The sequence below is a fragment of the Limnohabitans sp. Jir61 genome (genome assembly GCF_003063545.1).
Lineage (GTDB): Bacteria > Pseudomonadota > Gammaproteobacteria > Burkholderiales > Burkholderiaceae_C > Limnohabitans.
Genome location: NZ_NESD01000002.1, coordinates 441,752 through 466,300 on the forward strand (window position 1 = coordinate 441,752; position 24,549 = coordinate 466,300).

The window sequence follows — 24,549 nt, forward strand, 5'->3', positions numbered from 1 at the left end:
ATTTGTGCGACCCAAAACCGCTTATTCAGTCCACTTTTTGATGTCATCGGGCGTTAATTTTCCTAGCTTACGTTGCTTAAGTTGTCCTTTTGCATCTAAAACGATCGTAAAAGGCAATCCGCCGACGTCATTTCCTAGCTTCTTGGCCAAATCGGTACCATTCAAGCCAGCGAGTCCGATCTTGTAATTGACTGGAAACTGGCTTAAAAACTGACGAATACGGCTGGGTTGATCAATCGCCAAGCCGAGAACTTGCCAGCCTTTTGATTCATTTTCACGAAAAAAAGCCTCAATTAAAGGCATTTCTTCAATGCAAGGCGTGCACCATGTGGCCCAAAAGTTGATGACAAGCGGTTTTCCTTGAAAAGTAGTCATGGGCAAGGACTCGCCATTGGGGGTATCAAACTCAGCAGACCAAAATGCAGCCATGACCTCAGGCGCCATGTCATCCAATAATTGCCGTTTCCATGCCACCCCAGCACCTGCAATGGCAGCCAGCGCGGCAACGCCTGCATACATGGCGGTACGTCTATTTGCATTGAACGTCATTCAACTTCCTTCATCAGTCTATTTAGTGCAGCCAAGTCACCACGGTAGGTTCTGCCTTGCCCATCAGACTTCAAGGCGCCACGCATATCGTCCAAGTCATAAATCATCAGATGGACCAGCACTTTTTGCGACAAACCTGGACAACTGCTCAAGATACTTAGGGCGTCCACTGCCTCGCCTTGAAAGCCCTGAACCGTGCTGACCTCGTAGCGCACATTGTGGTCAATGAGGCTAATTTCTGCTGATTTGGGGTCATCACAAAACAACTGCAGATAAATATCGGACAAACCGGTGGCCGTACCCCGCAAAACCGCCCCACCTAAATGCGGCCGAAAAGCTGACATGCGCTCCATCCACACCGCAGCCAGTTCACGCAAGGCTTGCAGTTCTGCGGGTTGGGTGTCAGCACAAAACAAATCTAAGTATTCACGCACCGCGTCTTCGACTTGGTCGTTGTTGGGCAACTGCGCGCGCGCGTTCAAACCCAGTTGTTTGACCGCACGGCGTTTGGCGGGGCCGTATTCGAGCCCTTCTTCCACCACCATGCGTGCAGCCGTGGCTGCTATTTCTTCTTGAACCGTATTCATATAGACGCGATTGTGGGGCCACCCAGACCAAGCCGCTCAAGCGCAGCCGAAACACCCTCCTAAAATGGGTAGATGCATATACATATTTTGGGAATTTGCGGCACGTTCATGGGTGGACTGGCTGCGTTGGCACGCGAAGCGGGCCACAAAGTGACAGGTTGCGACGCGGGCGTCTACCCGCCCATGAGTGACCAACTCCGCGCCTTAGGCATTGAACTGATTGAAGGCTTTGGCGCTGACCAAATGGCTTTGAAGCCCGATGTGTACGTGATTGGCAACGTCGTCTCACGCGCACGCTTGGGCGACGGCAGCCCAAAGTTCCCGCTAATGGAAGCCATTTTGGAAAGCGGCGCCACTTACACCAGCGGCCCCCAATGGCTGGCAGAACACGTGCTGCACCACCCCAGCCAACCCCGCCATGTGCTGGCTGTGGCTGGCACACACGGCAAAACCACCACCACTTCCATGCTGGCTTGGATTCTTCAAGCGGCTGGCTTGGAGCCTGGATTCTTGGTAGGCGGCGTGCCCATGAACTTTGGCGTGTCGGCCCGCTTGGGTCGTTTGAGCAGCGCTGCCGATGTGGCCGCGCACAAGCGCACACCCTTCGTGATTGAAGCCGATGAGTACGACACCGCCTTCTTCGACAAACGCAGCAAGTTTGTGCACTACCACCCCCGCACAGCGATTCTGAACAACCTCGAGTTCGATCATGCCGATATCTTTGACAACCTCGCCGCCATCGAGCGCCAGTTCCACCACTTGGTGCGTACGGTACCCGGCAGTGGCCGTGTGGTGGTCAATGCAGATGAAGACAGTTTGCAGCGCGTGTTGGACCAAGGCTGCTGGAGCGGCGTGGCCAAGTTTGGCGTAAGCGCCAACGCAACCGGCCAAGATGGTTGGTCTGTGCAAGGTGAGCCCGACAACTTTGCAGTACTGAACCACGGCCAAGAAGTAGGCCGCGTGCAATGGGACATCACCGGCGTGCACAACCAGCTCAACGCTTTGGCGGCGATTGCCGCAGCAGAGCACTTGGGCGTATCACCCGCACAAGCGGCAGCCTCTTTGACCAAGTTTCAAAACGTACGCCGACGCATGGAAGTGCGCGGCACGGTGCCTCGCGCGGGTGGCGACATCACGGTGTACGACGACTTCGCGCACCACCCCACCGCCATTCGAACCACGGTCGATGGTCTGCGCCGCAAAGTAGGACCCAACGCCCGCATCTTGGCGGTGTTTGAGCCCCGCAGCAACACGATGAAGCTGGGCACGATGAAGTCGCAACTGCCTTGGAGTTTGGAAGACGCAGACCTCGCGTTTTGTCACTCAGGTGGTTTGGACTGGGATGCCGTCGAGGCTTTGTCGCCCATGGGCGCAAGGGCTTCGGTGGCGGGGTCTGTGGATGAAGTGATTGCACAAGTCGTGGCTGCTGCGCGTGCAGGGGACCATGTGCTGTGCATGAGCAATGGTGGCTTTGGTGGGATTCACGCGAAGTTGCTGGCTGCTCTGGCTTCTTAACTTCTCTTCTTCTATCGCTGCTTGTGTGTGTGTTGCTACTATTTCTTTCGCACACACACAGAGCGGCCAGCACCTGACACGGCTTAGCGTCCCTGCGGGCCGTGATGGCGCCGTATCAGGCGCTGACCACTCTGCGCGCTGAAAGTGAGCGCTAGAACTGTGTTGGTATTTGCTCCTGCTTCTCAGTTCGATGACACAGTGAGCACCGCAGATTTGCATGCACGAGGTTTTTCGTACAACCAAAACGCCGAGAGCGCGGTGTCTGATTTGGCGCCATCACGGCCCGAAGGGACGTTAAGCCAAGTCAGACACCGCGCTCTCGCCGTACGGGCATCAAAGAAGCTCAACCTTGCGCGAGGAATTCAAATCCCAGCGCAAGGAAAGCAACACGCAATTAACCGCGCTTGCGACGCGCAGCCACAGCGTGAGACAACACGTCCAACGAAGCGACCGAGTCATCCCAATCCAAGCACGCATCGGTGATGCTCTTGCCGTATTCCAGCTTAGACACATCGTCCTTTCCTGGCGTGAACTTCTGAGCACCGCCTTGAATGTGGCTTTCAATCATCACGCCAAACACTTGGTTTGAACCACCACTGATTTGCTCGGCGATGTCTTTAGCCACCACCAACTGACGTTCGTGTTGTTTGCTGCTGTTGGCGTGGCTGCAATCCACCATCAAGGTGGCTGGCAACTTAGCTTTGGCCAATTCTTCACAGGCGGCGGTCACACTAACTGCGTCGTAGTTCGGGGCTTTTCCGCCACGCAAAATGACGTGGCAATCTTTGTTGCCCTTGGTTTGCACAATCGCCACTTGACCGTTTTTGTGCACCGACAAAAAGTGGTGCGCGCCTGCAGCGGCTTGAATCGCATCAGTCGCGATTTTGATGTTGCCGTCGGTGCCATTCTTGAAACCGATGGGCGCAGAAATACCAGAGGCCAATTCGCGGTGCACTTGGCTCTCGGTCGTGCGCGCGCCAATCGCGCCCCACGAAATCAAGTCACCAATGTATTGCGGGCTGATGGCATCCAAGAACTCGCTGCCTGCGGGCAAACCGAGGCGGTTAATTTCAATCAGCAGCTGGCGAGCAATGCGCAGACCTTCGTCGATGCGGTAGCTCTCGTCCAAATACGGGTCGTTGATCAAACCCTTCCAGCCCACGGTGGTACGTGGTTTTTCGAAGTACACGCGCATCACAATTTCAAGCGTGTCGGCGTATTTTTCGCGCAGCGGTTGCAAACGACGTGCGTAGTCAATCGCGGCAGCGGGGTCATGGATAGAACATGGACCAATCACCACCAGCAGACGGTCATCGCTGCCGTGCATGATGTTGTGAATGGTCTTGCGGGTCTTGGTAATCAGCTTCTCCACGGGCGTGCCCTGAATGGGGAAGAAGCGAATCAAATGTTCGGGAGGAGGCAGCACGGTGATGTCCTTGATACGTTGGTCGTCGGTTTGACTGGTGTTTTCAACGTGGCTTGGATAACTGGTGTTCGTTTTCATGGTCTCGTCCTGAAGTTTGAAAAAAGTGATTTAAGAATTTGGCAAAAAAAAAACCGCCGGGGTCCGGCGGTTGGTTTGGGAGTTCAGAGCGTTTGGGCTACGTTCAGATCTCTCGACCGCCGAGGGGGCGTGAGATAAAAAAGTAAGCAAAGTAAAAACGGGCTGAACTCATGGGTTTGAATGTAGCACAAGGAATCTGGCAGTTTGCTGACAAGTTGCTAGGGTTTACGTGGTCCCAAACACAGCCTTTAGGCTGTTCCTCCGACTGTCAAACCATCAATACGCAACGTCGGCTGCCCCACACCCACTGGCACGCTCTGACCTTCTTTGCCACAGGTGCCCACGCCTGGGTCAAGCTTCATGTCGTTGCCAATCAAACTCACGCGCGTCAATGCATCGGGGCCGTTGCCCACCAAGGTGGCACCTTTAACAGGGTATTGAATCTTGCCGTTCTCCACCCAAAACGCTTGAGATGTCGAGAACACAAACTTGCCTGAGGTGATGTCCACTTGGCCACCGCCGAAGTTCACGGCGTACAAGCCCTTCTTCAAGCTCGACACAATTTCTTCAGGCGATTTATCGCCACCCAGCATGTAGGTGTTTGTCATGCGTGGCATGGGCACATGGGCGTAGCTTTCGCGGCGGCCATTGCCGGTGGGCTTGACGCCCATCAAGCGGGCATTCATGCCGTCTTGGATGTAGCCCTTCAAGATGCCGTCTTCAATCAGCACGTTGCGCTGACTCGGGTTGCCTTCGTCGTCCACATTGAGTGAGCCACGGCGGTCTGGAATGGTTCCGTCATCGAGCACGGTCACGCCTTTGGCAGCAACGCGCTGACCGATGCGACCGCTGAATGCGCTAGAGCCTTTGCGGTTGAAGTCACCTTCTAAGCCGTGGCCAATCGCTTCATGCAACAAGATGCCGGGCCAGCCTGAGCCCAACACCACACTCATCTCGCCCGCGGGCGCTGGACGTGCATCAAGGTTAGTCAGAGCGCATTGCACTGCTTCATCCACATAGCTTTGTGCCAGCGCATCGTCGAAATGGTCTAAGCCAAAGCGACCACCACCACCGGCAGAGCCCACTTCACGACGACCATTTTGCTCGGCAATCACGGTCACGCTCAGACGAACAAGGGGGCGCACATCGGCAGCCAGGGTGCCATCGGCACGCACCACCATCACCACGTCATATTCACTTGCCAAACCGGCCATGACCTGAATCACACGGGGATCTTTGGCGCGAGCCATTTGTTCGACACGGCCCAGCAGCTCGACTTTCTCCGTGCTGTTGAGTGAAGAGATGGGGTCCAAGTCACCATACAAAGAACGGCTCGACGCCACTTTGCGTGAAGGCACTTTGACACGGCCACCTTTTGCCGCTGCGCCAATGGTGCGCACCGTGCGTGCGGCGTCCATCAGAGAGGCTTTGGAAATATCGTCGGAATATGCGAAAGCGGTTTTTTCGCCGCTCACAGCGCGAACACCGACGCCTTGGTCGATGCTGAAGGAGCCAGTTTTGACAATGCCCTCTTCCAAACTCCAGCCTTCGGCACGGGTGTATTGAAAATACAAATCGGCTTCGTCAACCTTGTGCGCTTTGATCTCGGCCAATGTTTTGGCCAAGTCGTTTTCGTCCAAACCAAAAGGCTCTAACAACAGTTGACGGGCAATGGCCAATCGCTCAAGGGTGGGTTCGCGTGAAATCATGCGCGAATTATGACTGCACCAACTGTTTGGCCTTGGCGACAGACATCAATATCCCTAAGCCCAGCCCGAGCGTGACCATCGCCGTACCGCCATAGCTGATGAATGGCAACGGCACGCCCACCACAGGCAACATGCCGCTGACCATGCCCATGTTCACAAAGGCATAGATGAAGAAGCTCAAGGTCACGCTGCCTGCCAGCAAACGAGCAAACAGTGTGGGGCCTTCTACCGCGATGGCCAAGCCGCGCAGAATCAAAAAGATAAAGCCCGCGATCAACATCAAGTTGCCAATCAAACCGAACTCTTCACCAAAGGCAGCAAACACAAAGTCGGTCGTGCGCTCAGGAATGAAATCCAAATGGGTTTGCGTGCCTTGCATGAAGCCCTTACCCCAAAAGCCACCAGAGCCAATCGCAATCATGCCTTGGATGATGTGAAAGCCTTTACCCAACGGATCCCTTGACGGATCTAGCAAAGTACAAATACGTTGCTGCTGGTAATCATGCAAGATCGGCCAACGGAAACCATCCGCACACAAAGTGGGTTCAAACCACACGACCAAACCCACACCCACGAGGCCCATGAGAATGGGCGGCACGATGAGCCACCAGCTCAAGCCCGCAAAGAAAATCACGGCCATACCAGCGGATAACACCAAAATGGCAGTACCCAAGTCAGGCTGGCGTACGATCAATCCCACGGGGATCAACAGCAACATCCCAGCCACAAAGAAGTCGAGCGGCCGCAATTGGCCTTCGCGCTTTTGAAACCACCAAGCCAGCATCAACGGCATGGCGATTTTCATGATCTCACTGGGTTGAATCACCACCCCCACGTTGAGCCAACGGCGTGCGCCTTTTTTGGTCAAACCAAACAAAGCCACCGCCACCAAGAGCGCTACACCCACGGTGTAAAGCGGTACCGCAAACGCCATCAAACGCTGCGGTGGGATTTGTGCCACCACAAACATGATGAAACCCGCAATCATCATGTTGCGGCCATGGTCAAAGAAACGCGCCCCATTGGCAAAGCCAGACGAGTACATGGTCATCAAGCCTGCACACGCCAACAAAAAAATGCCAAATGCCAATGGGCCATCAAAACCTTTGAGCAAAGGCATCAAGCGCTGAAATGGGCTGGGTTTATGGATGACGGTGGACATGACGTAATTATCCCCTGTCAAGAGACCCTCTTGGCTGGCACTGCTAGCATGAGGCATGACTATGTTTGTTAAGCCATTGCCCACCACACACGTGCTGTATTTGCATGGTTTTCGCTCGTCGCCTCAGTCCACCAAAGCTAGGCAAGTAGCGGCCGTCATGGCGGCAAAGTTTCCACACATCACTTGGTGGTGCCCTCAGCTGCCGCCCTCTCCCCAAGCCGCTGCCGCCTTGATTGCACAAGGCACTGCCCACTGGCCCGCCCAAAGCATGGCGGTGATAGGTTCATCGCTGGGTGGTTTTTACGCCACATGGTTAGCAACTCAACGCGCTTGCAAAGCCGTTCTGCTCAACCCCGCCATCCACCCTGCACGCGATTTGGCCAAATACATTGGCGATCAAACCGCTTGGCATGACCCAGCTGAACGCTTTTACTTTGCGCCCGAATTTGTGGACGAATTGCGCACTCTGGAGGTCGGCCCACTGCCCTACCCCGAACGCGCATGGGCTTTGATCGCCAAAGGTGACGAAGTGTTGGATTGGCGAGAAATGACCGCCCGTTACCCCGACTCAACCCAAGTGGTCATAGAGGGCGGAGACCACGCCATCAGCAACTTTGAAACCTACCTGCCGCTAGTGCTGGCATTTCTAGATTTACAAGCTGCCCCTTAAGGCAGCACACCTGCCGAGCATGGGACAATTGCACCCATGTACGCATTGTTTGAAGAAGCTGGAAAATTCCAGACGGGCCGCATCCTCTCTGAAGCTGAAAGCTCGGCCCAAATCGAGCTGGAATCCGGCAAACGGGTCAAGGTCAAGGCCGCCAATTTGCTGCTCAAGTTTGAGAAACCCTCGCCCGCCGACCTGATGCGTGATGCACAGACTTTGAGCGCCACCATCGAGCTTGACCTCGCATGGGAATTCGCCCCCGAAGACGAGTTTGGTTTTGCCGACCTCGCCCGCGAATACTTCAGCGCACAAGCTACCCTGACTCAACAAACCGCAGCGCTGTTTCGTTTGTTCGAAGCACCGCATTACTTTCGTCGTTCTGGCAAAGGCCGCTTCAAGAAAGCTTCTGCCAAGGTGATTGCCCAAGCGCTCGCTGGCATCGAAAAGAAAAAGCAAATCCAAGCGCAAATTGAAAGCTGGGCGGCTGAGTTGGGCCAAGGCACTTGCCCCGCACCGATTCAAACGCAGCTGTACAAAATCTTGTTCAAGCCTGACAAGAACGCACCCGAGTACAAAGCCGTGGTCGAAGCAGCACGCGCCACACAAACCGCACCACTCGCTTTGCTGCAAAAAGCAGGTGCTATCAACTCGGCCTACCAGTTCCACTGGCAACGCTTTTTGTTTGACAACTTCCCCAAAGGCACGGGCTTTCCCAACCTACAAGCACCCGTCATTGCCGACGAGTTGCCACTGGTCGATGTGAAGGCGTATTCAATTGACGACTCACAAACCACTGAGATTGACGACGCCCTGTCTGTGCAAGGCTTGGGCACAGGTACGGTCACGCTAGGCATTCACATCGCCGCGCCTGCACTGGCTTTGAAACCGGGCGACGCAATTGACCAGTTGGGCCGCAAGCGTTTGTCCACCGTCTACATGCCCGGCTACAAGATCACCATGTTGCCCGACGATGTGGTGCAAACTTACACCTTGCAAGAAGGGCGTGACTGCCCTGCGGTGTCGTTGTACGCCACGTTTGACGAAGTCACGCTGGCCTTGCAAAACACCGAAACACGCGTGGAGCGTGTACCGATTGCTGCCAACTTGCGACACGACCAGCTCGACGCCATCGTCACCGAAGCTTGGCTGAACGACAACAGCTTCACGCACGCCGCTGACGTGGTGGAGCCTGCCATGCCACGTGCGCAACTGGCATTCATGTTCCGCTTGGCACAACACCTCAAAGCCCAGCGCGAAGTGGTGCGCGGCAAACCCGAAAACTTCAACCGCCCTGATTACAACTTCCGTTTGGTCGGCAACGACGGCGCTGAGCCCAAAGGAGATGAACATGTGCAAATCAGCATCCGCCAACGCGGCGCACCGCTGGATTTGATGGTGGCCGAGGCCATGATTCTGGCCAACAGCACCTGGGGCAATTGGATGGCTGAACTCGGCGTGCCCGGCATTTACCGCAGCCAAGCCAGCTTGCTACCCGGCGTCAAAGTGCGCATGGGCACCAAAGCATTACCACACGCTGGCATTGGCGTTCCCAGCTACGCTTGGAGCACCTCGCCCCTTCGCCGCTATACCGACCTCGTCAACCAATGGCAAATCATTGCGTGCGCCAAACACGGCAGCACAGCGGCTTTGGCCGCACCGTTCAAACCTAAAGATGCCGAGTTGTTCTCGATCATCTCTGCATTCGATGGCGCCTATGGCGCGTACAACGCCTACCAAAACGGTATGGAGCGTTTTTGGACGTTGCAGTATTTAAAGCAACACAACATCACCGAGCTCAGTGCTACGGTGTTCAAAGCTTTCCCGGGCCAACCACCTATGGCGCGCGCTGATGACTTGCCTTTGGTCTTGCCCGTGTTTGGAGGCGGTGACTTGCCACGCGGCGCACGTGTGCAGATTCGTTTGAGTGATGTGGACGACATCAGCCTCGATATCAGTGGCCATTTGCTCCACATCCTTGAAGCCGATTCGCCCACCAGTGCCGAGCAAGCTGAGATGACGGAAGACGAAGATGACAGCGCTGCAGGACCCATCGCCTTGGCCATGGACGTGAACGAGGCACCCACAACGGAAGGAACGGCAGCGTGATGCTCTCGCGTTATTCATGGAAGCAATGGTCAAGGCTGCAAAAAGCCTTGTTCATTTCATTCGTCTTTCATGGCGCTCTGCTCACGCTGCGCATCGCTGCACCTGAGCGCTTTGACCGCTTGTTCAGCGACGCACCGCTGGACGTGATTTTGGTCAACACGCGCGCCAAAGCTGATGCACCAGACAAAGCACAAGCGTTGGCGCAAACCCAGCTCGCAGGTGGTGGAGAACTGAAAGAAGGACGAGCCACTTCGCCTCTGCCAACGGCCGCCACCACCTCCGTGGGTGAGATGACCGAATCTATACAGCGCCAAGTAGCAGCGATGCGCAAAGAACAATCGCTGCTATTGGCCCAAGTAAAAAATCTGCTCGCCCAACTGCCGCCACCTCAGCCACAAAAGTCACAAGCTGAACAAGACGCGATTGAACAAAAACGCCGTCAACTACTCAAGCTCTTGGCAGAGATCGAGGAGCGCATCAACCAAGACAACGCACGCCCTCGCAAACACTACGTGAGCCCCGCCACCAAACAAGTGGCTTATGCGCTTTACTACGACACGCTGCGTCGCAAAATCGAAGAACGTGGCACGCGCTATTTCCCTGCAACTAACGGCGGGCAAAAGCTCTATGGTGAATTGACCATGATCATCACAGTCAACACCAATGGCCGCGTGTTGGCCACGGAAGTAGTGCAAAGCTCGGGCCAAGCCGACCTTGACCGTCGCGCCCAAGCCATTGCCACAGCCGCAGGACCCTTTGGCGAATTCACCGAAGAAATGCGCAAGCAAGCTGATCAACTGGCCGTGGTCTCACGCTTCATCTTCAGTCGCAACAACACCTTGCAAACCCGTGGCGGCGAAGCTGCCAACTAACGCCAACTCAGCGCCACATGAACCCCTCACGCTTTCGCCCTTGGCTACGATGGTTGTTACTGGTTTGCGTGGCATGGCTTGGCTTGCAAGTTTTCTTCTTGGGCCGCATTGCACTCATGGCTCGTCTAGTGCCTGAGTCCACTTCCTTTGAACGCTCGGAGGCTTGGCGCATCTTCAATACCAAAGACCGTCTACGTTGGCGACAAGACTGGGTACCTTATATGCAAATTTCAAACAACCTCAAACGTGCCGTGATTGCCTCTGAAGACGATATCTTCGCGCAACACGATGGCGTGCAATGGGATGCCATCGAAAAAGCATGGGCCAAGAACGCCAAAGCTGAACTGCAGGCCAGCAAAAAAACGCAAGGTAAAGCAGCACCAAAAGTGGTGGGAGGCTCCACCATCACGCAACAACTGGCAAAGAATTTATTTCTCTCAGGCGAACGTACCTTTATCCGTAAAGGCCAAGAATTTGTCTTGACCCTGATGCTTGAAAGCGTTCTGAGTAAACAACGCATCCTCGAGATTTATCTCAACCACGTGGAATGGGGCGAAGGCATTTTTGGCGCAGAGGCTGCAGCACAACACTATTTTCAAAAGCCTGCGTCACAACTCACACCTTGGGAAGCTGGCCGCTTGGCTGTCATGCTGCCGCGCCCCAAGCATTACCAAAAGTTCCCGCAATCTGAATACCTGCTGGGCCGAACTGAAATCATTTTGATGCGCATGGGTAGCGCACAACTGCCGTAAATGCGAATTCTTGGTATTGACCCCGGACTTCGCACCACCGGCTTTGGCGTGGTGGAGAAGCACGGCAGCCAGCTGCTTTATGTAGCCAGCGGCACCATCAAAACCAACAAAGAAGCACAAGGTAATTTGGCCGAGCGGCTGAAAGTATTGTTTGATGGCATTCACGAGGTGGTGGAGCGTTACAAACCTGATACTTCGGCAGTCGAAATTGTGTTTGTCAACGTCAATCCACAAGCCACGCTCTTGTTAGGTCAAGCGCGAGGAGCATGCATCACTGCGCTAGCCACCTGTAACTTACCAGTCGCCGAATACACTGCGCTACAAATGAAGCAAGCGGTAGCGGGCCATGGTTTGGCTAAGAAAGAACAAGTGCAAGAAATGGTAAAGCGCTTACTTAACTTACCTGGCCTACCGGGGCCAGACGCGGCGGATGCGTTGGGCATTGCGATCACTCATGCACATGCGGGGCACTCGATGGCTAAGCTAGCTATAGCGACTGAATTACAGCGCAGCACAAGTGGCATGTACAAGGGGGGACGAAGTCGCTAACTCTTAGGACTGAAATGCTGGCAAATTTAGCTCAACGATCGCTCCACCGTCGACCACATTCGAAATGTTTAAGCTGCCACTGTGCATTTCAGCAATCGTGCGTGAGATAGACAGGCCAACACCCAAACCATCCTTTTTGGTAGTCATGAAAGGCTGACCAATTTTATCCTTGAGTTCATCTGCAATACCCGAGCCGAAGTCTCTGACTCGCAAAACAACGCGCTCATCCACAGTTTCCAAAGTCACCATGATTCGCTTATTTTTAGTTTCTTGCATCGCTTGAATGGCATTGCGATATACGTTCAAAACAATTTGAGACAGTTGAACGCGGTCTCCTTCAACGAAGCATGATTCCTCATCCAACTGAAGATCAATCTTCATATTATTTTTGCGTATTTCGTATGCCAGCAAGTTAGCAACATCTTGCAAAACTGTTCTTAAGTCGACACGCTCATATTCGTTTTGCGCTGGTCGTATGAAATTACGAATACGTTCCACAAGGGTCACTGTGCGGTATGTGTTCTTTTCAATTTCCTCTACTGACTCAACAATCTCTTTCATATTTGACTCGCCAGCAACCACGCTCGACTTGATAGCTTGAGCATCCATCAAAATCGCGGTTAAGGGTTGACTCAATTCATGTGCAAACGATGAGGACATGGTCCCCAGCGTGCGTTGTCGCTCCAGCTGTGCAATTTGCTCGCTCAAGCGAATACTTTCATCTTGCCGCGCACGTTGCGCTACAGCATCCATTTCTCTTCTCGTCGATGCTTCTAGAACCACGCCAACATAGGCAAAGTTTCCAAGAATCGAAATCAAAAAACCTGCGGCCACTGTCAAGTAGCTGTCCACTCCTTGCGAGATCACATCAGGCTCTGACAATCCCACTAGAGCTCGACTCATTCGTACGAACATCACAATTGACGTAACGCTGTAAACGAACGAAAACCATCTCGCACTTCTGAGCTGATAGCGTTTTGATATGTGCCAGCCTAAATAGGAAATATAGGTAAAAGCTAAAGTAAAAATGAACATCGAACACGTAAAGCGCAAAACTGAATTCTGCAAAATCTGGCGACAAAACTCAAATGCTCCTAAGCTCAGCATCAGCAACGAAAAAATAATGCGGATGGATGTGTTTTGACCCAATGAATACCGCAAAGCTGCGATTTGAATGGAGATACCACTCCACATCACTAAATTTGCAATCGGGTACGAAACAACAACAGGTAGTAAAGCTCTTAAGCCGACCAGGATCAAACCTATGCCTAAGATCACGCCACCTAAGCACCATAGAGTGATGCCACGCGATGGCTGTTTAACCAAAGCCATCCAAACTGTAATCGGCAAAATAAGGTAGAGCAAACCCAGCAACAAAAACACGGTGGAGACGTGGAATACTGTCATCAAGTCCCCCTATTTAAATCACACCAATATCAGACGACTTACCAAGCAGGCGATAGCTGTGCCAGACCAGGAGGTGCTTTGCGTGCATCGTCAAAGGTCACCACTTCATACGCATCAGGCTGACTGAGCAATTCGCGTAGCAATAAATTATTCATCGCATGACCCGAGCGGAAGGCCACATATGAAGCCAACAAAGGCTTGCCAATCAAATACAAATCGCCCATGGCATCGAGAATTTTGTGTTTCACAAACTCGTCGTCATAGCGCAAACCATCGCTGTTTAGGACCTTGTAGTCATCCATCACGATGGCATTGTCTAATCCGCCGCCCAAGGCGAGGCCGTTGGCACGCATCATTTCCACATCACGCGTGAAGCCAAATGTACGAGCGCGTGCAATATCACGGGTGTACACATCAGTGTCCATGTCAAACACCACGCTCTGGCCCGTGGAGTCCACCGCGGGATGACGGAAATCAATTTCAAAGCTCAGCTTGTAGCCGTGGTGAGGCTCAAGACGCGCCCACTTCACATTGGCGCCCTCGCCTTCACGCACTTCCACCGTCTTCAAGACGCGAATGAAACGCTTGGGCGCGTTTTGCTCCACGATGCCCGCGCTTTGCAGCAAGAACACAAACGACGAAGCCGAGCCATCAAGAATAGGCACTTCTTCCGCAGTGATGTCGATGTAGAGGTTATCAATGCCAAGGCCTGCACAGGCCGACATCAAATGCTCTACGGTGAACACCTTCGCACCGCCATTGGAGATGGTCGAAGCCAACCGCGTATCCGTCACCGCCGTGGCGGTGATCGGAATATCGACAGGCTGCGGCAAATCCACCCGACGAAACACAATGCCCGTGTCGGGTTGCGCAGGGCGCAATGTCAGCTCCACGCGTTGACCGCTGTGAAGACCGACACCCACCGCTTTGGTGAGGGATTGAAGGGTTCTTTGTTTAAGCACAGTGAGATTTTAGTGAATCCCCTCCAAAGAGGTGATTCACTTATTTAATCGCAGTGATTAATGAATCTCAATCTGCTTGCTTGCGCAAGAAGGCTGGGATTTCGTAGTCGTCCATGCCGCCAGACGACAAGGCATCGACCTTGGCAGCTGCCGAGGTGCGGTTGCCACGCCACACGGCGGGAGAGTTCATGGAGTCGTAGTTAGGTTGCGCCGCAGCGGAACCAAGGCCCAAACCACTGGCCAAACCTGCCAAGCCACCCGTTGCAGCAGCTAACACACCAGCTGGTGATGCATTGTTAGCTTGCGTCGTTGGGAAGCCCACACCGTCCGTACCTGTGCGCAACACTTGCAACTGAGGCGCAGCGCGGCGGCTGCCGGCCAAACCTGTGGCCACCACGGTGACGCGAATTTGGTCGCCCAAGTTTTCGTCGTAAGCAGTACCGTAAATCACGTGTGCATCTGGCGAGGCAAACTTGCGGATGGTGTTCATGGCTTCGCGCGACTCAGACAATTTCAAGCCACCCTTGGCTGCGGTGATCAACACCAACACGCCCTTGGCACCCGACATGTCCACGCCTTCCAGCAATGGGCAAGCCACGGCTTGCTCAGCCGCAATGCGTGCACGGTCTGGGCCGCTGGCAGCTGCTGTGCCCATCATGGCCTTGCCGGTTTCGCTCATCACGGTGCGCACGTCTTCAAAGTCGACGTTCACCAACGCTTCGACGTTGATGATCTCGGCAATACCGCCGACCGAGTTTTTCAACACGTCGTTGGCAAATGCGAAAGCTTGGTCTTGGCTGGCGTCTTCGCCCAACACGTCCATCAGCTTTTCGTTCAACACGACGATCAGTGAGTCGACATTGGCTTCGAGTTCGGCCAAGCCTGCTTCAGCATTGTTCATGCGTCGGCTGCCTTCGAATTCGAAGGGCTTGGTCACCACGCCCACGGTCAAGATACCCATCTCACGAGCCACACGTGCCACCACAGGTGCAGCACCTGTGCCTGTGCCGCCGCCCATACCTGCTGTGACGAACAACATGTTGGTACCTTCGAGGGCAATGCGGATGTCGTCAATCGCGGCCTCTGCAGCTTCACGGCCGCGGTCTGGCTTGCTACCAGCGCCCAAACCTGTGGAACCCAACTGAATCACTTTGTGCGCATTGCTCACGCGCAGTGCTTGTGCGTCGGTGTTCGCTGTGACGAACTCCACGCCTTGAACGCCAGAGCTGATCATGTGTTCCACAGCGTTACCGCCGCCGCCACCCACGCCAATGACTTTAATTTGGGTGCCTGAGTTGAATGCTTCAACTTCGATCATTTCGATGCTCATGATGTTTCTCCTAATCTAAAAATTTTGCAGTTGCCTAAGTCGTTTGTTTTTTGCTTTTGGTTCATCGCGCTCCTTCTATGAGGGTGGCGCGTTGGCGGCACAGTATCGACATCGTCGATGCCTGTGCGGTCGTTGCGGCGGGCTGCCGCGTGCGAGATGGAGCTTGGTGTGTGGAATCATGTTTAGAAGTTCCCCACAAACCAGTTTTTGATACTGTCCATGAACGAATTGACAGATCCACTCTTTTGTGAAACTTTGAAGCCGCGTTGACGGTCCACACCTGCCTCAGCCAGCAAACCCATGACCGTGGCCGCACGGGGCTGAGCCACCATATCTGCCAAGGCACTGTTGTACTGCGGCACACCGCGGCGTACTGGTTTCAAGAATATGTCTTCGCCCAACTCAACCATGCCCGGCATGACCGCGCTGCCGCCCGTGAGCACAATGCCTGACGACAACACTTCTTCGTAACCTGAGTCACGGATGACTTGCTGCACGAGTGAGAAGATTTCTTCCACACGAGGCTCAATCACACCCGCCAACGCTTGACGACTCAACATGCGTGGTGTTCGGTCGCCGAGGCCCGGCACTTCCACTTGAATATCAGGATCAGCCAGCAACTGCTTGGCGTAGCCAGACTCAATCTTGATTTCTTCTGCGTCCTTGGTCGGCGTGCGCAAAGCCATCGCGATGTCGCTGGTGATCAAGTCACCCGCAATTGGAATCACCGCCGTATGACGAATCGCGCCATTGGTGAAGATGGCCACATCGGTCGTGCCTGCACCAATGTCCACCAAGGCCACGCCCAACTCACGCTCGTCATCGGTCAAGACCGACATGCTCGATGCCAATGGGTTGAGCATCAAGCGGTCCACATCCAAGCCGCAACGACGCACGCACTTGATGATGTTTTCAGCCGCGCTTTGTGCACCTGTGACGATGTGCACTTTGGATTCCAAACGAATGCCGCTCATGCCAATCGGCTCGCGCACGTCTTGGCCGTCAATCACAAACTCTTGCGGCTGCACCAACAACAAGCGTTGATCGGTGGAGATGTTGATGGCTTTGGCGGTTTCCACCACGCGTGCTACATCGGCTGCCGTGACTTCTTTGTCTTTCACCGCCACCATGCCGGTGGAGTTGATGCCACGAATGTGGCTGCCGGTGATGCCGGTGTAGACATTCGTGATCTTGCAGTCAGCCATGAACTCGGCTTCTTTCAAAGCCTGCTGAATACTTTGCACGGTCGCGTCGATGTTGACCACCACGCCACGTTTCAAACCGTTGCTCGGGGCTACGCCCAGGCCTGCAAGTTTCAGCTCGCCATCGGGCAACACTTCGGCCACGACCACCATGACCTTGGCTGTGCCAATGTCTAAGCCGACCACCAGTTCTTTGTAATCTTTTGCCATAACAGCCTCGTTCTTTCTCTACTTCTCTCTGTGCTCGTTAGCGTTTGGAAGACACGTCTTGCGTGCTCACCCCGCGCACCCGAAGCGCATAACCGTTGTCGTGTCGCAAATCTGCCGATTCAATCGACGTCACTTTGCGACCTAATTTATTTGTCACTTGTGCCAGTGTTTGTGAGACGCGTTGCACACGCGCCATGACTTCATCCACACCACCGCGGCCTAACTCAATCACTGCGCCGTGCGCCAGTTTGGCGCGCCAGCTCCCGCGATCGGTCAGCGCCAAACTGTCAACTGGCAGACTCAACGCTTTGAAAGCAGGTTGCAGTGCCAAATACATTTGCAACACTTGTTGTGATTGACTGTCAGGGCCACTCAAGCGTGGCATCTTGTCGTCATCCAAATCACCCACATTGGCTTCAAACACTTCGCCGTAGCTGTTGACCAAACGTTGCTCACCGTCATCACCCCAGTACGCCACAGGTTTGTGCTCTTGCAGCGTCACGCGCAAACGGTTGGGAAACTCACGCTGCACCGAAGCCAAACGCACCCATGGCACGCTCTCGAATGCACTGCGCACACGCCCCAAATCGGCCGTGAAGAAGTTACCTGTGAACTTGGTCACCACATTGGCGCGCAAGGTCACTTCGTTGTTGTGTTCCACATCGCCCAGCACCGTGATACCCCGCAGCGCAAACGTAGGCAGTTGCACCAAAGCCCATACACCGCCCACCAACGCACCCACGACTAATCCCACGAACATGAGCGATGCCGCCATGTGCATGAGCTTGACGTCAAGCGGCACAGCCACCAAGGCATTCACCTTGGGACGTGGACGCATGTGGGTGTAGCGCGTGGTCATACGGCTTTTGGACCTCCGGGGTGATCTAGCGTTGCACTCTCTAACAACATCAAGCACAAGTCTTCGTAACTGATACCCGCCGCACGAGCAGACATGGGCACCAAGGAGTGGCTGGTCATACCGGGCGATGTATTCATCTCCAGCAAAAATGGTTTGCGGTCAGTGGCGCGCAACATGATGTCAGCACGGCCCCAGCCACGGCAACCCAATGCACGATATGCGGCCACCACCAAACGTTGAATCTCTTGCTCTTCGGCTTCAGGCAAACCACTTGGGCAGTGGTACTTCACGTCATCGGTGAAGTACTTGTTGTTGTAGTCATACGCACCATCGGGAGCGGCAATGCGCACCACGGGCAAAGCACGGGCATTTGGGCCGTTGCCCAAGATCGGGCATGTCAACTCTTCACCGGTGATGAATTCTTCTGCCAACAAATCGGGGTCGTATCGGGTAGCCAACTGAGCTGCAGCTTGGATCTCGCTCGCTTGCGTGACTTTGCTCATGCCAATGGATGAACCTTCACGTGGTGGCTTGACGATCAAAGGCAAGCCGAGCTTGGCAGGAATCGCTTGGATGTTGTCTGCGGTTTGGTCTTCGGGTGACAACCACACATAGCCGGGTGTCGACAAACCCACAGCGCTCCACACGCGCTTGGTCATAACTTTGTCCATGGCCATCGCAGAGGCCATCACGCCTGAACCGGTGTAGGGAATGCCCAGCAACTCCAACGCACCTTGCACGGCACCGTCTTCACCATAGCGGCCATGTAGCGCGATGAAGGCGTGTGTGTAGCCTTCGCGCTTGAGCTCATCCAAGCTGCGCTCTACTGGGTCAAACGCGGTGGCGTTGACACCCTTGCTTTGCAAAGCCTTGAGCACACCGCTGCCTGACATGATGGACACATCACGTTCAGCAGACAGGCCACCCATGAGGACGGCAACTTTGGCAGTGTTGATATTGAAAGTCATGTTTTAGCTCTTACGTTGTTGCACCAACTCCAGCACCTTGGCTGGCACTTGGCCAATCGACCCTGCGCCCATGCACATCACCACATCGCTCGCTTGGGCGTTGTCGGCAATGACCTGGGCCATTTTTTGAATGTCGTCCACGAACACCAAGGCTTCATGGCCTGCCACACGCATGGCGCGCGACAGTGCGCGGCCATCGGCAGCGGCAATCGGCGTTTCACCCGCGGCATAAATTTCAGAGAGCCACAACACATCGGCGCGACCCATGACTTCGACGAAGTCTTCAAAGCAATCGCGCGTGCGGGTGTAGCGGTGTGGCTGGAATGCCAACACCAACCGGCGGCCAGGAAATGCACCACGCGCTGCCGCCAGAGTGGCAGCCACTTCCACCGGGTGATGGCCATAGTCTTCGATGAGGGTAAATTCGCCACCCGTTTTCGCAGCCACTTCACCGTGACGTTGGAAGCGACGCCCCACCCCTTTGAACTCGGCCAAGGCTTTTTGCAATGCCTCATCCGGCACGTTCAACTCCACTGCAATCGCAATCGCAGCCAAGGCATTGAGCACGTTGTGCTCCCCCGCCAGGTTGAGCGTGATGTCGAGGTCAGGCAATGTCACACCGTTACGGCGCTGCACCGTGAAGCACATGCGGCCGTTGTCAGCGCGCACATTCACCGCGCGCACTTGCGCTTCTTCGTTGAAGCCGTAGCTGGTGATGGGGCGTGACACCTCGGGCAAGATGCTGCGCACTGCGGCATCGTCCGTGCACAAAATCGCTGCACCGTAAAAAGGCATGCGGTGCAAGAACTCGATGAACGCACCCTTCAACTTGTTGAAGTCATGACCATAGGTGTCCATGTGGTCGGCGTCGATGTTGGTCACCACGGCCATCACGGGCAAGAGGTTCAAGAACGATGCGTCTGACTCGTCGGCTTCCACCACGATGTAGTCGCCCGAACCCAGCTTGGCATTCGCGCCTGCACTGTTGAGCTTGCCGCCAATCACAAACGTGGGGTCCATGCCGGCTTCAGCCAACACGCTGGCCACCAAACTGGTGGTGGTGGTTTTGCCGTGCGTGCCAGCGATGGCTACGCCAGTTTTGAGACGCATCAACTCTGCCAACATCACGGCGCGTGGCACGACGGGAATCAGCTTGGCGTGTGCTGCCACCACTTCAGGGTTGTCTGCGTGCACCGCAGTGGACGTAACCACCGCATCGGCACCTGCAATGTTTTTGGCATCATGGCCCACATGGGTTTGGATGCCCAAGCTTTGCAGGCGTTTTAAGGCCGCGCTGTCTGACAAATCGGAACCTGACACGGCGTAGCCCAAGTTCAACAACACTTCAGCAATGCCGCTCATGCCTGCGCCGCCGATGCCGACGAAATGGATGTGACGAATGGCGTGTTTCATTATTTTTTTCCTTTCGCTGCGAGCTGCTCGCAAGCGGCCACCACTTGATCTACCGCGTCCACTTGACGCACGGCATAAGCTTTCTCGGCACATGCCAACAAAGTGCGGCGCGTCATGAATTGCAAACGGTCTGCCAAGTCTTGGACTTTCAATTCGTTTTGTGGCATCAACCAACCGCCACCTGCGTCCACCACAAAGCGTGCGTTGGTGGTTTGGTGGTCATCCACCGCATGGGGGAAGGGCACATAGATCGCAGCAGCACCAACAGCGGCCAACTCGGTCACAGTGCTGGCACCCGCGCGTGCAATCACCACATCTGCATCGGCAAAGGCTTGCGCGGTGTCGTCGATGAAAGGCGTCAGTTCTGCTTGCACACCTGCTTCGGCATAGGCCGTGCGCAGTGCATCAATTTGTTTGGCACCACTTTGATGGGTCACCACAGGGCGTTGATCGTGAGGGATTTTGGCCAAGGCTTGCGGCACCACGGTGTTGAGTGCTTGTGCGCCCAAACTGCCACCGACCACCAACACTCGCAGAGGGCCCGTGCGTTCAGCAAAACGCTGCGCAGGTTCTGGCTGTTTCACAAACCCATCGCGCATGGGGTTGCCCACCCACTCAGCTTTTGGCAACACATTGGGGAAAGCGCAGAACACACGGTCAGCCACGCCACTCAACACTTTGTTGGCCATGCCCGCCACAGAGTTTTGCTCGTGCAACACCAAAGGTGCACCCCACAGCACGGCCATCATGCCGGCGGGGAATGTGATGTAACCGCCAAGACCCACCACCACATCGGGCTTGACGCGGCGAACCACGCACAGGCTTTGCCAGAACGCACGCAACAACTTGAAAGGCAATAGCGCCAAAGTTTTGACACCTTTGCCGCGCACGCCACCAAACTGAACGGTCTCATACGCAAAGCCACGAGGAGGCACAAGCAAGCTTTCCATACTGGGCTCAGGTGCACCGAGCCAATGCACATTCCAGCCATGAATGCGCAATTGCTCAGCCACAGCCAAGCCTGGGAAAATGTGACCTCCTGTGCCACCAGCCATGATGAGTGCGGTGCGTTGGGTCGTGCTCATAGACGCCCCCCGTGCATGACCACGCGGTTCTCAAAGTCCACGCGCAACACGACCGCAATGGCAATGAGGTTCAACAAAATCGCAGAGCCGCCATAGCTCATGAGTGGCAAAGTTAAACCCTTGGTAGGCAAGGCGCCCAAGTTCACACCCATGTTGATGAAAGACTGAAAGCCCATCCAAATGCCTACGCCTTGTGCGACCAAACCTGCGAACACACGGTCCATCGCAATGGCTTGACGGCCGATGTACATGATGCGGCGGGTCAGCCACATGAACATGCCAATCACAGCGACCACACCGACAAAGCCAAACTCTTCGCCAATCACAGCCAGCAAGAAGTCTGTGTGCGCTTCGGGCAACCAATGCAGTTTCTCGACACTGCCACCTAAACCAACACCAAAAATTTCCCCGCGACCAATGGCAATGAGTGAGTGCGACAACTGATAGCCCTTACCCAGTGCATGCTCTGTGCTCCATGGATCGAGGTAAGCAAAGATGCGTTCACGACGCCATTCAGAGGTGGCGATGATCAAGCCAAACACACCCACCAGTGCCGTAGCAATCAAGAAGAACATGCGAGCGTTCACGCCGCCTAAGAACAAAATACCCATGGCAATTACAGCGATCACCATGAACGCGCCCATGTCTGGCTCAGATAGGAGCAACAAACCCACCGCCGCTACTGCAGCACCCATCGGTGTGACCGCAGCGAAGAAGTTTTCTTTCACATCCATCTTGCGTACCATGTAGTTGGCGGCGTAGAGCAACACCCCCCACTTGGCCAATTCGGATGGCTGGAAATTCATGAAGCCCAAGCCAATCCAACGGCGTGCGCCATTGACCGATTTACCAATGAACGGAATCAATACGGCGATCAATAACACGATGGAGACAATAAACACCCAAGGCGCGATCCGCTCCCACGTGTTAAGGGGAATTTGAAAAGCCAGCAGAGCCGCCACAAACGCTACAAATAGCGATAGACCATGGCGGAACAAGAAATGCGTTTGCGTGTAACCCGCGCCCATGCGTGGGTTGTCGGGAATGGCAATCGATGCCGAATACACCATGACCAAGCCGAACATCAGCAAGGCAAACGTGACCCACACCAACGGTTGATCAAACCCTTTGACATGCACGGGTGACGCCGCAGTACGTGTGAACTCGGTGCCGTGCACACGCACAGGCAAAGCATCCATACCCTTCTCGGGTTCACCGCCAAACAGACGGCCAAGACCAAGCTTCATGCGATGCATGAAAAAGGCTTTGCTGGATGCATTCATGTCACTCACACCATGCCTCCAGCTTCTTCCACCAAGTGGTTCACAGCGTTCACAAACACTTCGGCACGATGCGCGTAGTTACGGAACATGTCCATGCTTGCGCACGCGGGTGACAACAACACGGCATCGCCTGAATGGGCAAGTTCACTACAGCGTTTGACGGCCTCTTCCAAAGTAGCTGCATCCAACAAGGTCACGCCGCTGTGCTGCAACACTTCGCGCAATGCAGGCGCATCGCGGCCAATCAGCACCACGGCACGTGCATAGCGTGCGACGGGCTCGTTCAAAGGTGCAAAGTCTTGACCTTTGCCATCACCGCCCAAGATGACCAGCAAGCGGCGGTCCACACCTAGACCATGCAAGGCAGCCACAGTGGCACCCACATTGGTACCTTTGCTGTCGTCAAAATACTCCACACTATTGAGCACAGTCACGGGCTCCACACGGTGGGGCTCGCCTTGGTACTCACGCAGACCAAACAACATGGGGGCCAGATCGCCACCGGCATTTCCGGCTAACGCCAATGCAGCCAAAGCATTGAGTGCGTTGTGGCGACCGCGAATGCGAAGCGCATCGGCTGGCATGAGGCGTTGAATGTGAATTTCTTCTTCGTCGTCTTTTTTGCGTTTACGGGTTTCGTCCGCCTCGAGCGCACGCACCAGCCATGTCATGCCGTTGACGGTTTCAATGCCATAGTCGCCGGGCCGCTGTGGCAAGTCACCACCGAAGGTAAGGTGCGCACGCACTTGAACTTTGGGCGTTTTGGCGCGCGAGGGTTTGGCTACGACTTCTGTTGCTTCAGCAGGTGCACTGTCCAACATGGCCATCACGCCTGCATCTTCGCGGTTAAGCACCAACACGCCACGCTTGCCAAAGATACGGGCTTTCGCAGCGCCGTAGCCGTCCATGCTGCCATGCCAATCGAGGTGGTCTTGAGTGAGGTTGAGCACCGTGGCTGCTGTCGGCTCGAAGTTGTCCACACCTTCCAGCTGAAAGCTCGACAACTCCAACACCCACACTTGCGGCAGATACAGATGATCTGCGGGTGGCGGCGGCGGTGGCACGAGTGGCGGCAAGTCCACTTCAAATGGTTCGTCATCTGCGGCTGCAACTGCCTCAGCTTGCTCGGCTTCAGTGTCCGTCAATGCCATTTGTGATTCAGCATCACTTTCAGCGGCAGCTTCTTGCGCCAACGCATCTTCGGCATCCAAAGCCATTTGCGCAGTAGCGGCTTGTTCTTTGGCTTCTGCGTCAAGACGCGCTTGCTCTGCCAAGGCTTCGTCTGCAGCCTGTGCCTCAGCTTCTTGGGCGGCAATCACATCAGCAGCGGCTTGTTCTTCGGCCGCTTTGTCCAACGCTTGCGACAAGGTATCCAACAATGTGGGGCCGATGTTGCCGGCCACTGCCACGCGTTTACCTGCACGCTCTAACAATTGCCCAGTCAAGGAAGTGACGGTGGTTTTGCCGTTGGTGCCCGTGATGGCCAAGACCTTGGGGTGATAAGCCATGCTGGTTTGCAAATCACTCAACGCTTGCGCAAACAAAGTCAGCTCAGTGCCCACCCACAAACCAGCATCTACTGCAGCGTTCCACACAGGCGCCACAGACTCAGGGCTCAGACCTGGGCTCTTGAACACCGCACGCACATCTTGGCCTTCGACCAAGTTGGCCTCAAACGCACCATGCACAAATTTCACTTCTGGCAACTCTGCACGCAAACTTGCCAAATGCGGCGGCTCGGCACGCGTGTCCACGACTTGCACTTGCGCACCGTTGCGCACGCACCAACGCGCCATCGCCAGGCCGGAATCACCCAAGCCCAGAATCAGCACTGATTGGTTGTGGAGTTGCTGCATCT

The 24,549-nt window shown here is 55.0% G+C and carries 21 protein-coding genes; 6 read left to right on the plus strand and 15 right to left on the minus strand.

The annotated features are described in order from the left end of the window. Window positions 1–21: 21 nt before the first annotated feature. Both B9Z35_RS08470 and B9Z35_RS08475 read right to left on the minus strand, forming a co-directional pair. Window positions 22–549 carry a TlpA disulfide reductase family protein gene (locus B9Z35_RS08470; RefSeq protein WP_108283254.1) on the minus strand — a complete coding sequence of 176 codons (528 nt, stop codon included), beginning with the start codon at window positions 547–549 and terminating at the stop codon, window positions 22–24. Beyond that, complete coding sequence (locus B9Z35_RS08475) at window positions 546–1,136, minus strand: hypothetical protein (RefSeq protein ID WP_108283255.1); 591 nt, start codon at window positions 1,134–1,136, stop codon at window positions 546–548. The genes B9Z35_RS08470 and B9Z35_RS08475 overlap by 4 nt, the downstream gene beginning before the upstream one ends. 72 nt (window positions 1,137–1,208) lie before the next feature. Between B9Z35_RS08475 and mpl the strand changes: the two genes are divergently transcribed. Next, window positions 1,209–2,651: a UDP-N-acetylmuramate:L-alanyl-gamma-D-glutamyl-meso-diaminopimelate ligase gene (gene mpl, locus B9Z35_RS08480; RefSeq protein WP_108283256.1), complete on the plus strand. Its 1,443-nt coding sequence runs from the start codon at window positions 1,209–1,211 to the stop codon at window positions 2,649–2,651. A 394-nt stretch (window positions 2,652–3,045) separates the two neighbouring features. Here the strand turns inward: mpl and B9Z35_RS08485 are convergent, their stop codons facing one another. The 3 genes from B9Z35_RS08485 to rodA form a co-directional block, all read right to left on the minus strand. Beyond that, complete coding sequence (locus tag B9Z35_RS08485) at window positions 3,046–4,155, minus strand: 3-deoxy-7-phosphoheptulonate synthase (RefSeq protein ID WP_108283257.1); 1,110 nt, start codon at window positions 4,153–4,155, stop codon at window positions 3,046–3,048. Between the two features lie 248 nt (window positions 4,156–4,403). After that, the gene (tldD, locus tag B9Z35_RS08490) at window positions 4,404–5,864 is read right to left on the minus strand and encodes a metalloprotease TldD (RefSeq protein ID WP_108283258.1); all 1,461 of its coding nucleotides are present in this window, start codon (window positions 5,862–5,864) and stop codon (window positions 4,404–4,406) included. A gap of 7 nt (window positions 5,865–5,871) precedes the next feature. Further along, window positions 5,872–7,026 carry a rod shape-determining protein RodA gene (gene rodA / locus B9Z35_RS08495; RefSeq protein ID WP_108283259.1) on the minus strand — a complete coding sequence of 385 codons (1,155 nt, stop codon included), beginning with the start codon at window positions 7,024–7,026 and terminating at the stop codon, window positions 5,872–5,874. 55 nt (window positions 7,027–7,081) lie between these two features. Between rodA and B9Z35_RS08500 the strand changes: the two genes are divergently transcribed. Genes B9Z35_RS08500 through ruvC form a run of 5 tightly spaced genes read left to right on the plus strand, consistent with a single transcriptional unit; the run spans window position 7,082 to window position 11,972 of the window. Then, on the plus strand, window positions 7,082–7,696 hold the full coding sequence (locus tag B9Z35_RS08500) for a YqiA/YcfP family alpha/beta fold hydrolase (RefSeq protein ID WP_233246518.1): 615 nt from the start codon (window positions 7,082–7,084) through the stop codon (window positions 7,694–7,696). 36 nt (window positions 7,697–7,732) lie between these two features. Then, window positions 7,733–9,799 carry a ribonuclease catalytic domain-containing protein gene (locus B9Z35_RS08505; RefSeq protein ID WP_108283261.1) on the plus strand — a complete coding sequence of 689 codons (2,067 nt, stop codon included), beginning with the start codon at window positions 7,733–7,735 and terminating at the stop codon, window positions 9,797–9,799. Then, a complete protein-coding gene (locus B9Z35_RS08510; protein ID WP_108283262.1) occupies window positions 9,799–10,671 on the plus strand; it encodes an energy transducer TonB in 873 nt (290 codons plus the stop codon). Before B9Z35_RS08505 ends, B9Z35_RS08510 begins: the two co-directional genes overlap by 1 nt. A 17-nt stretch (window positions 10,672–10,688) precedes the next feature. Beyond that, window positions 10,689–11,423, plus strand: a complete 735-nt coding sequence (gene mtgA / locus B9Z35_RS08515; protein WP_108283263.1) for a monofunctional biosynthetic peptidoglycan transglycosylase — start codon at window positions 10,689–10,691, stop codon at window positions 11,421–11,423. Next, window positions 11,424–11,972 carry a crossover junction endodeoxyribonuclease RuvC gene (ruvC, locus tag B9Z35_RS08520; RefSeq protein WP_108283264.1) on the plus strand — a complete coding sequence of 183 codons (549 nt, stop codon included), beginning with the start codon at window positions 11,424–11,426 and terminating at the stop codon, window positions 11,970–11,972. A 3-nt stretch (window positions 11,973–11,975) separates the two neighbouring features. Here the strand turns inward: ruvC and B9Z35_RS08525 are convergent, their stop codons facing one another. From B9Z35_RS08525 to murD, 10 genes are all read right to left on the minus strand, one after another. Continuing rightward, the gene (locus tag B9Z35_RS08525; RefSeq protein WP_108283265.1) at window positions 11,976–13,379 is read right to left on the minus strand and encodes a sensor histidine kinase; all 1,404 of its coding nucleotides are present in this window, start codon (window positions 13,377–13,379) and stop codon (window positions 11,976–11,978) included. A 38-nt stretch (window positions 13,380–13,417) separates the two neighbouring features. Further along, a complete protein-coding gene (lpxC, locus tag B9Z35_RS08530; RefSeq protein WP_108283266.1) occupies window positions 13,418–14,341 on the minus strand; it encodes a UDP-3-O-acyl-N-acetylglucosamine deacetylase in 924 nt (307 codons plus the stop codon). 67 nt (window positions 14,342–14,408) lie between these two features. Further along, window positions 14,409–15,671, minus strand: coding sequence for a cell division protein FtsZ (ftsZ, locus tag B9Z35_RS08535; protein WP_108283267.1), 1,263 nt, complete (start codon window positions 15,669–15,671; stop codon window positions 14,409–14,411). A 182-nt stretch (window positions 15,672–15,853) separates the two neighbouring features. Continuing rightward, a complete protein-coding gene (gene ftsA, locus B9Z35_RS08540; RefSeq protein ID WP_108283268.1) occupies window positions 15,854–17,083 on the minus strand; it encodes a cell division protein FtsA in 1,230 nt (409 codons plus the stop codon). A 37-nt stretch (window positions 17,084–17,120) separates the two neighbouring features. Further along, complete coding sequence (locus B9Z35_RS08545) at window positions 17,121–17,942, minus strand: cell division protein FtsQ/DivIB (protein ID WP_233246519.1); 822 nt, start codon at window positions 17,940–17,942, stop codon at window positions 17,121–17,123. Next, window positions 17,939–18,910: a D-alanine--D-alanine ligase gene (locus tag B9Z35_RS08550; protein ID WP_108283269.1), complete on the minus strand. Its 972-nt coding sequence runs from the start codon at window positions 18,908–18,910 to the stop codon at window positions 17,939–17,941. Before B9Z35_RS08550 ends, B9Z35_RS08545 begins: the two co-directional genes overlap by 4 nt. A 3-nt stretch (window positions 18,911–18,913) precedes the next feature. After that, entirely contained in the window at window positions 18,914–20,323 is a 1,410-nt protein-coding gene (gene murC, locus B9Z35_RS08555) for a UDP-N-acetylmuramate--L-alanine ligase (protein ID WP_108283270.1), read from the minus strand. Continuing rightward, entirely contained in the window at window positions 20,323–21,408 is a 1,086-nt protein-coding gene (murG, locus tag B9Z35_RS08560) for an undecaprenyldiphospho-muramoylpentapeptide beta-N-acetylglucosaminyltransferase (protein WP_108283271.1), read from the minus strand. Before murG ends, murC begins: the two co-directional genes overlap by 1 nt. Next, window positions 21,405–22,655 carry a putative lipid II flippase FtsW gene (gene ftsW, locus B9Z35_RS08565; RefSeq protein ID WP_370444123.1) on the minus strand — a complete coding sequence of 417 codons (1,251 nt, stop codon included), beginning with the start codon at window positions 22,653–22,655 and terminating at the stop codon, window positions 21,405–21,407. The genes murG and ftsW overlap by 4 nt, the downstream gene beginning before the upstream one ends. Window positions 22,656–22,696: 41 nt before the next feature. Further along, a complete protein-coding gene (gene murD, locus B9Z35_RS08570; RefSeq protein ID WP_108283273.1) occupies window positions 22,697–24,547 on the minus strand; it encodes a UDP-N-acetylmuramoyl-L-alanine--D-glutamate ligase in 1,851 nt (616 codons plus the stop codon). Between the last annotated feature and the right edge of the window lie 2 nt (window positions 24,548–24,549).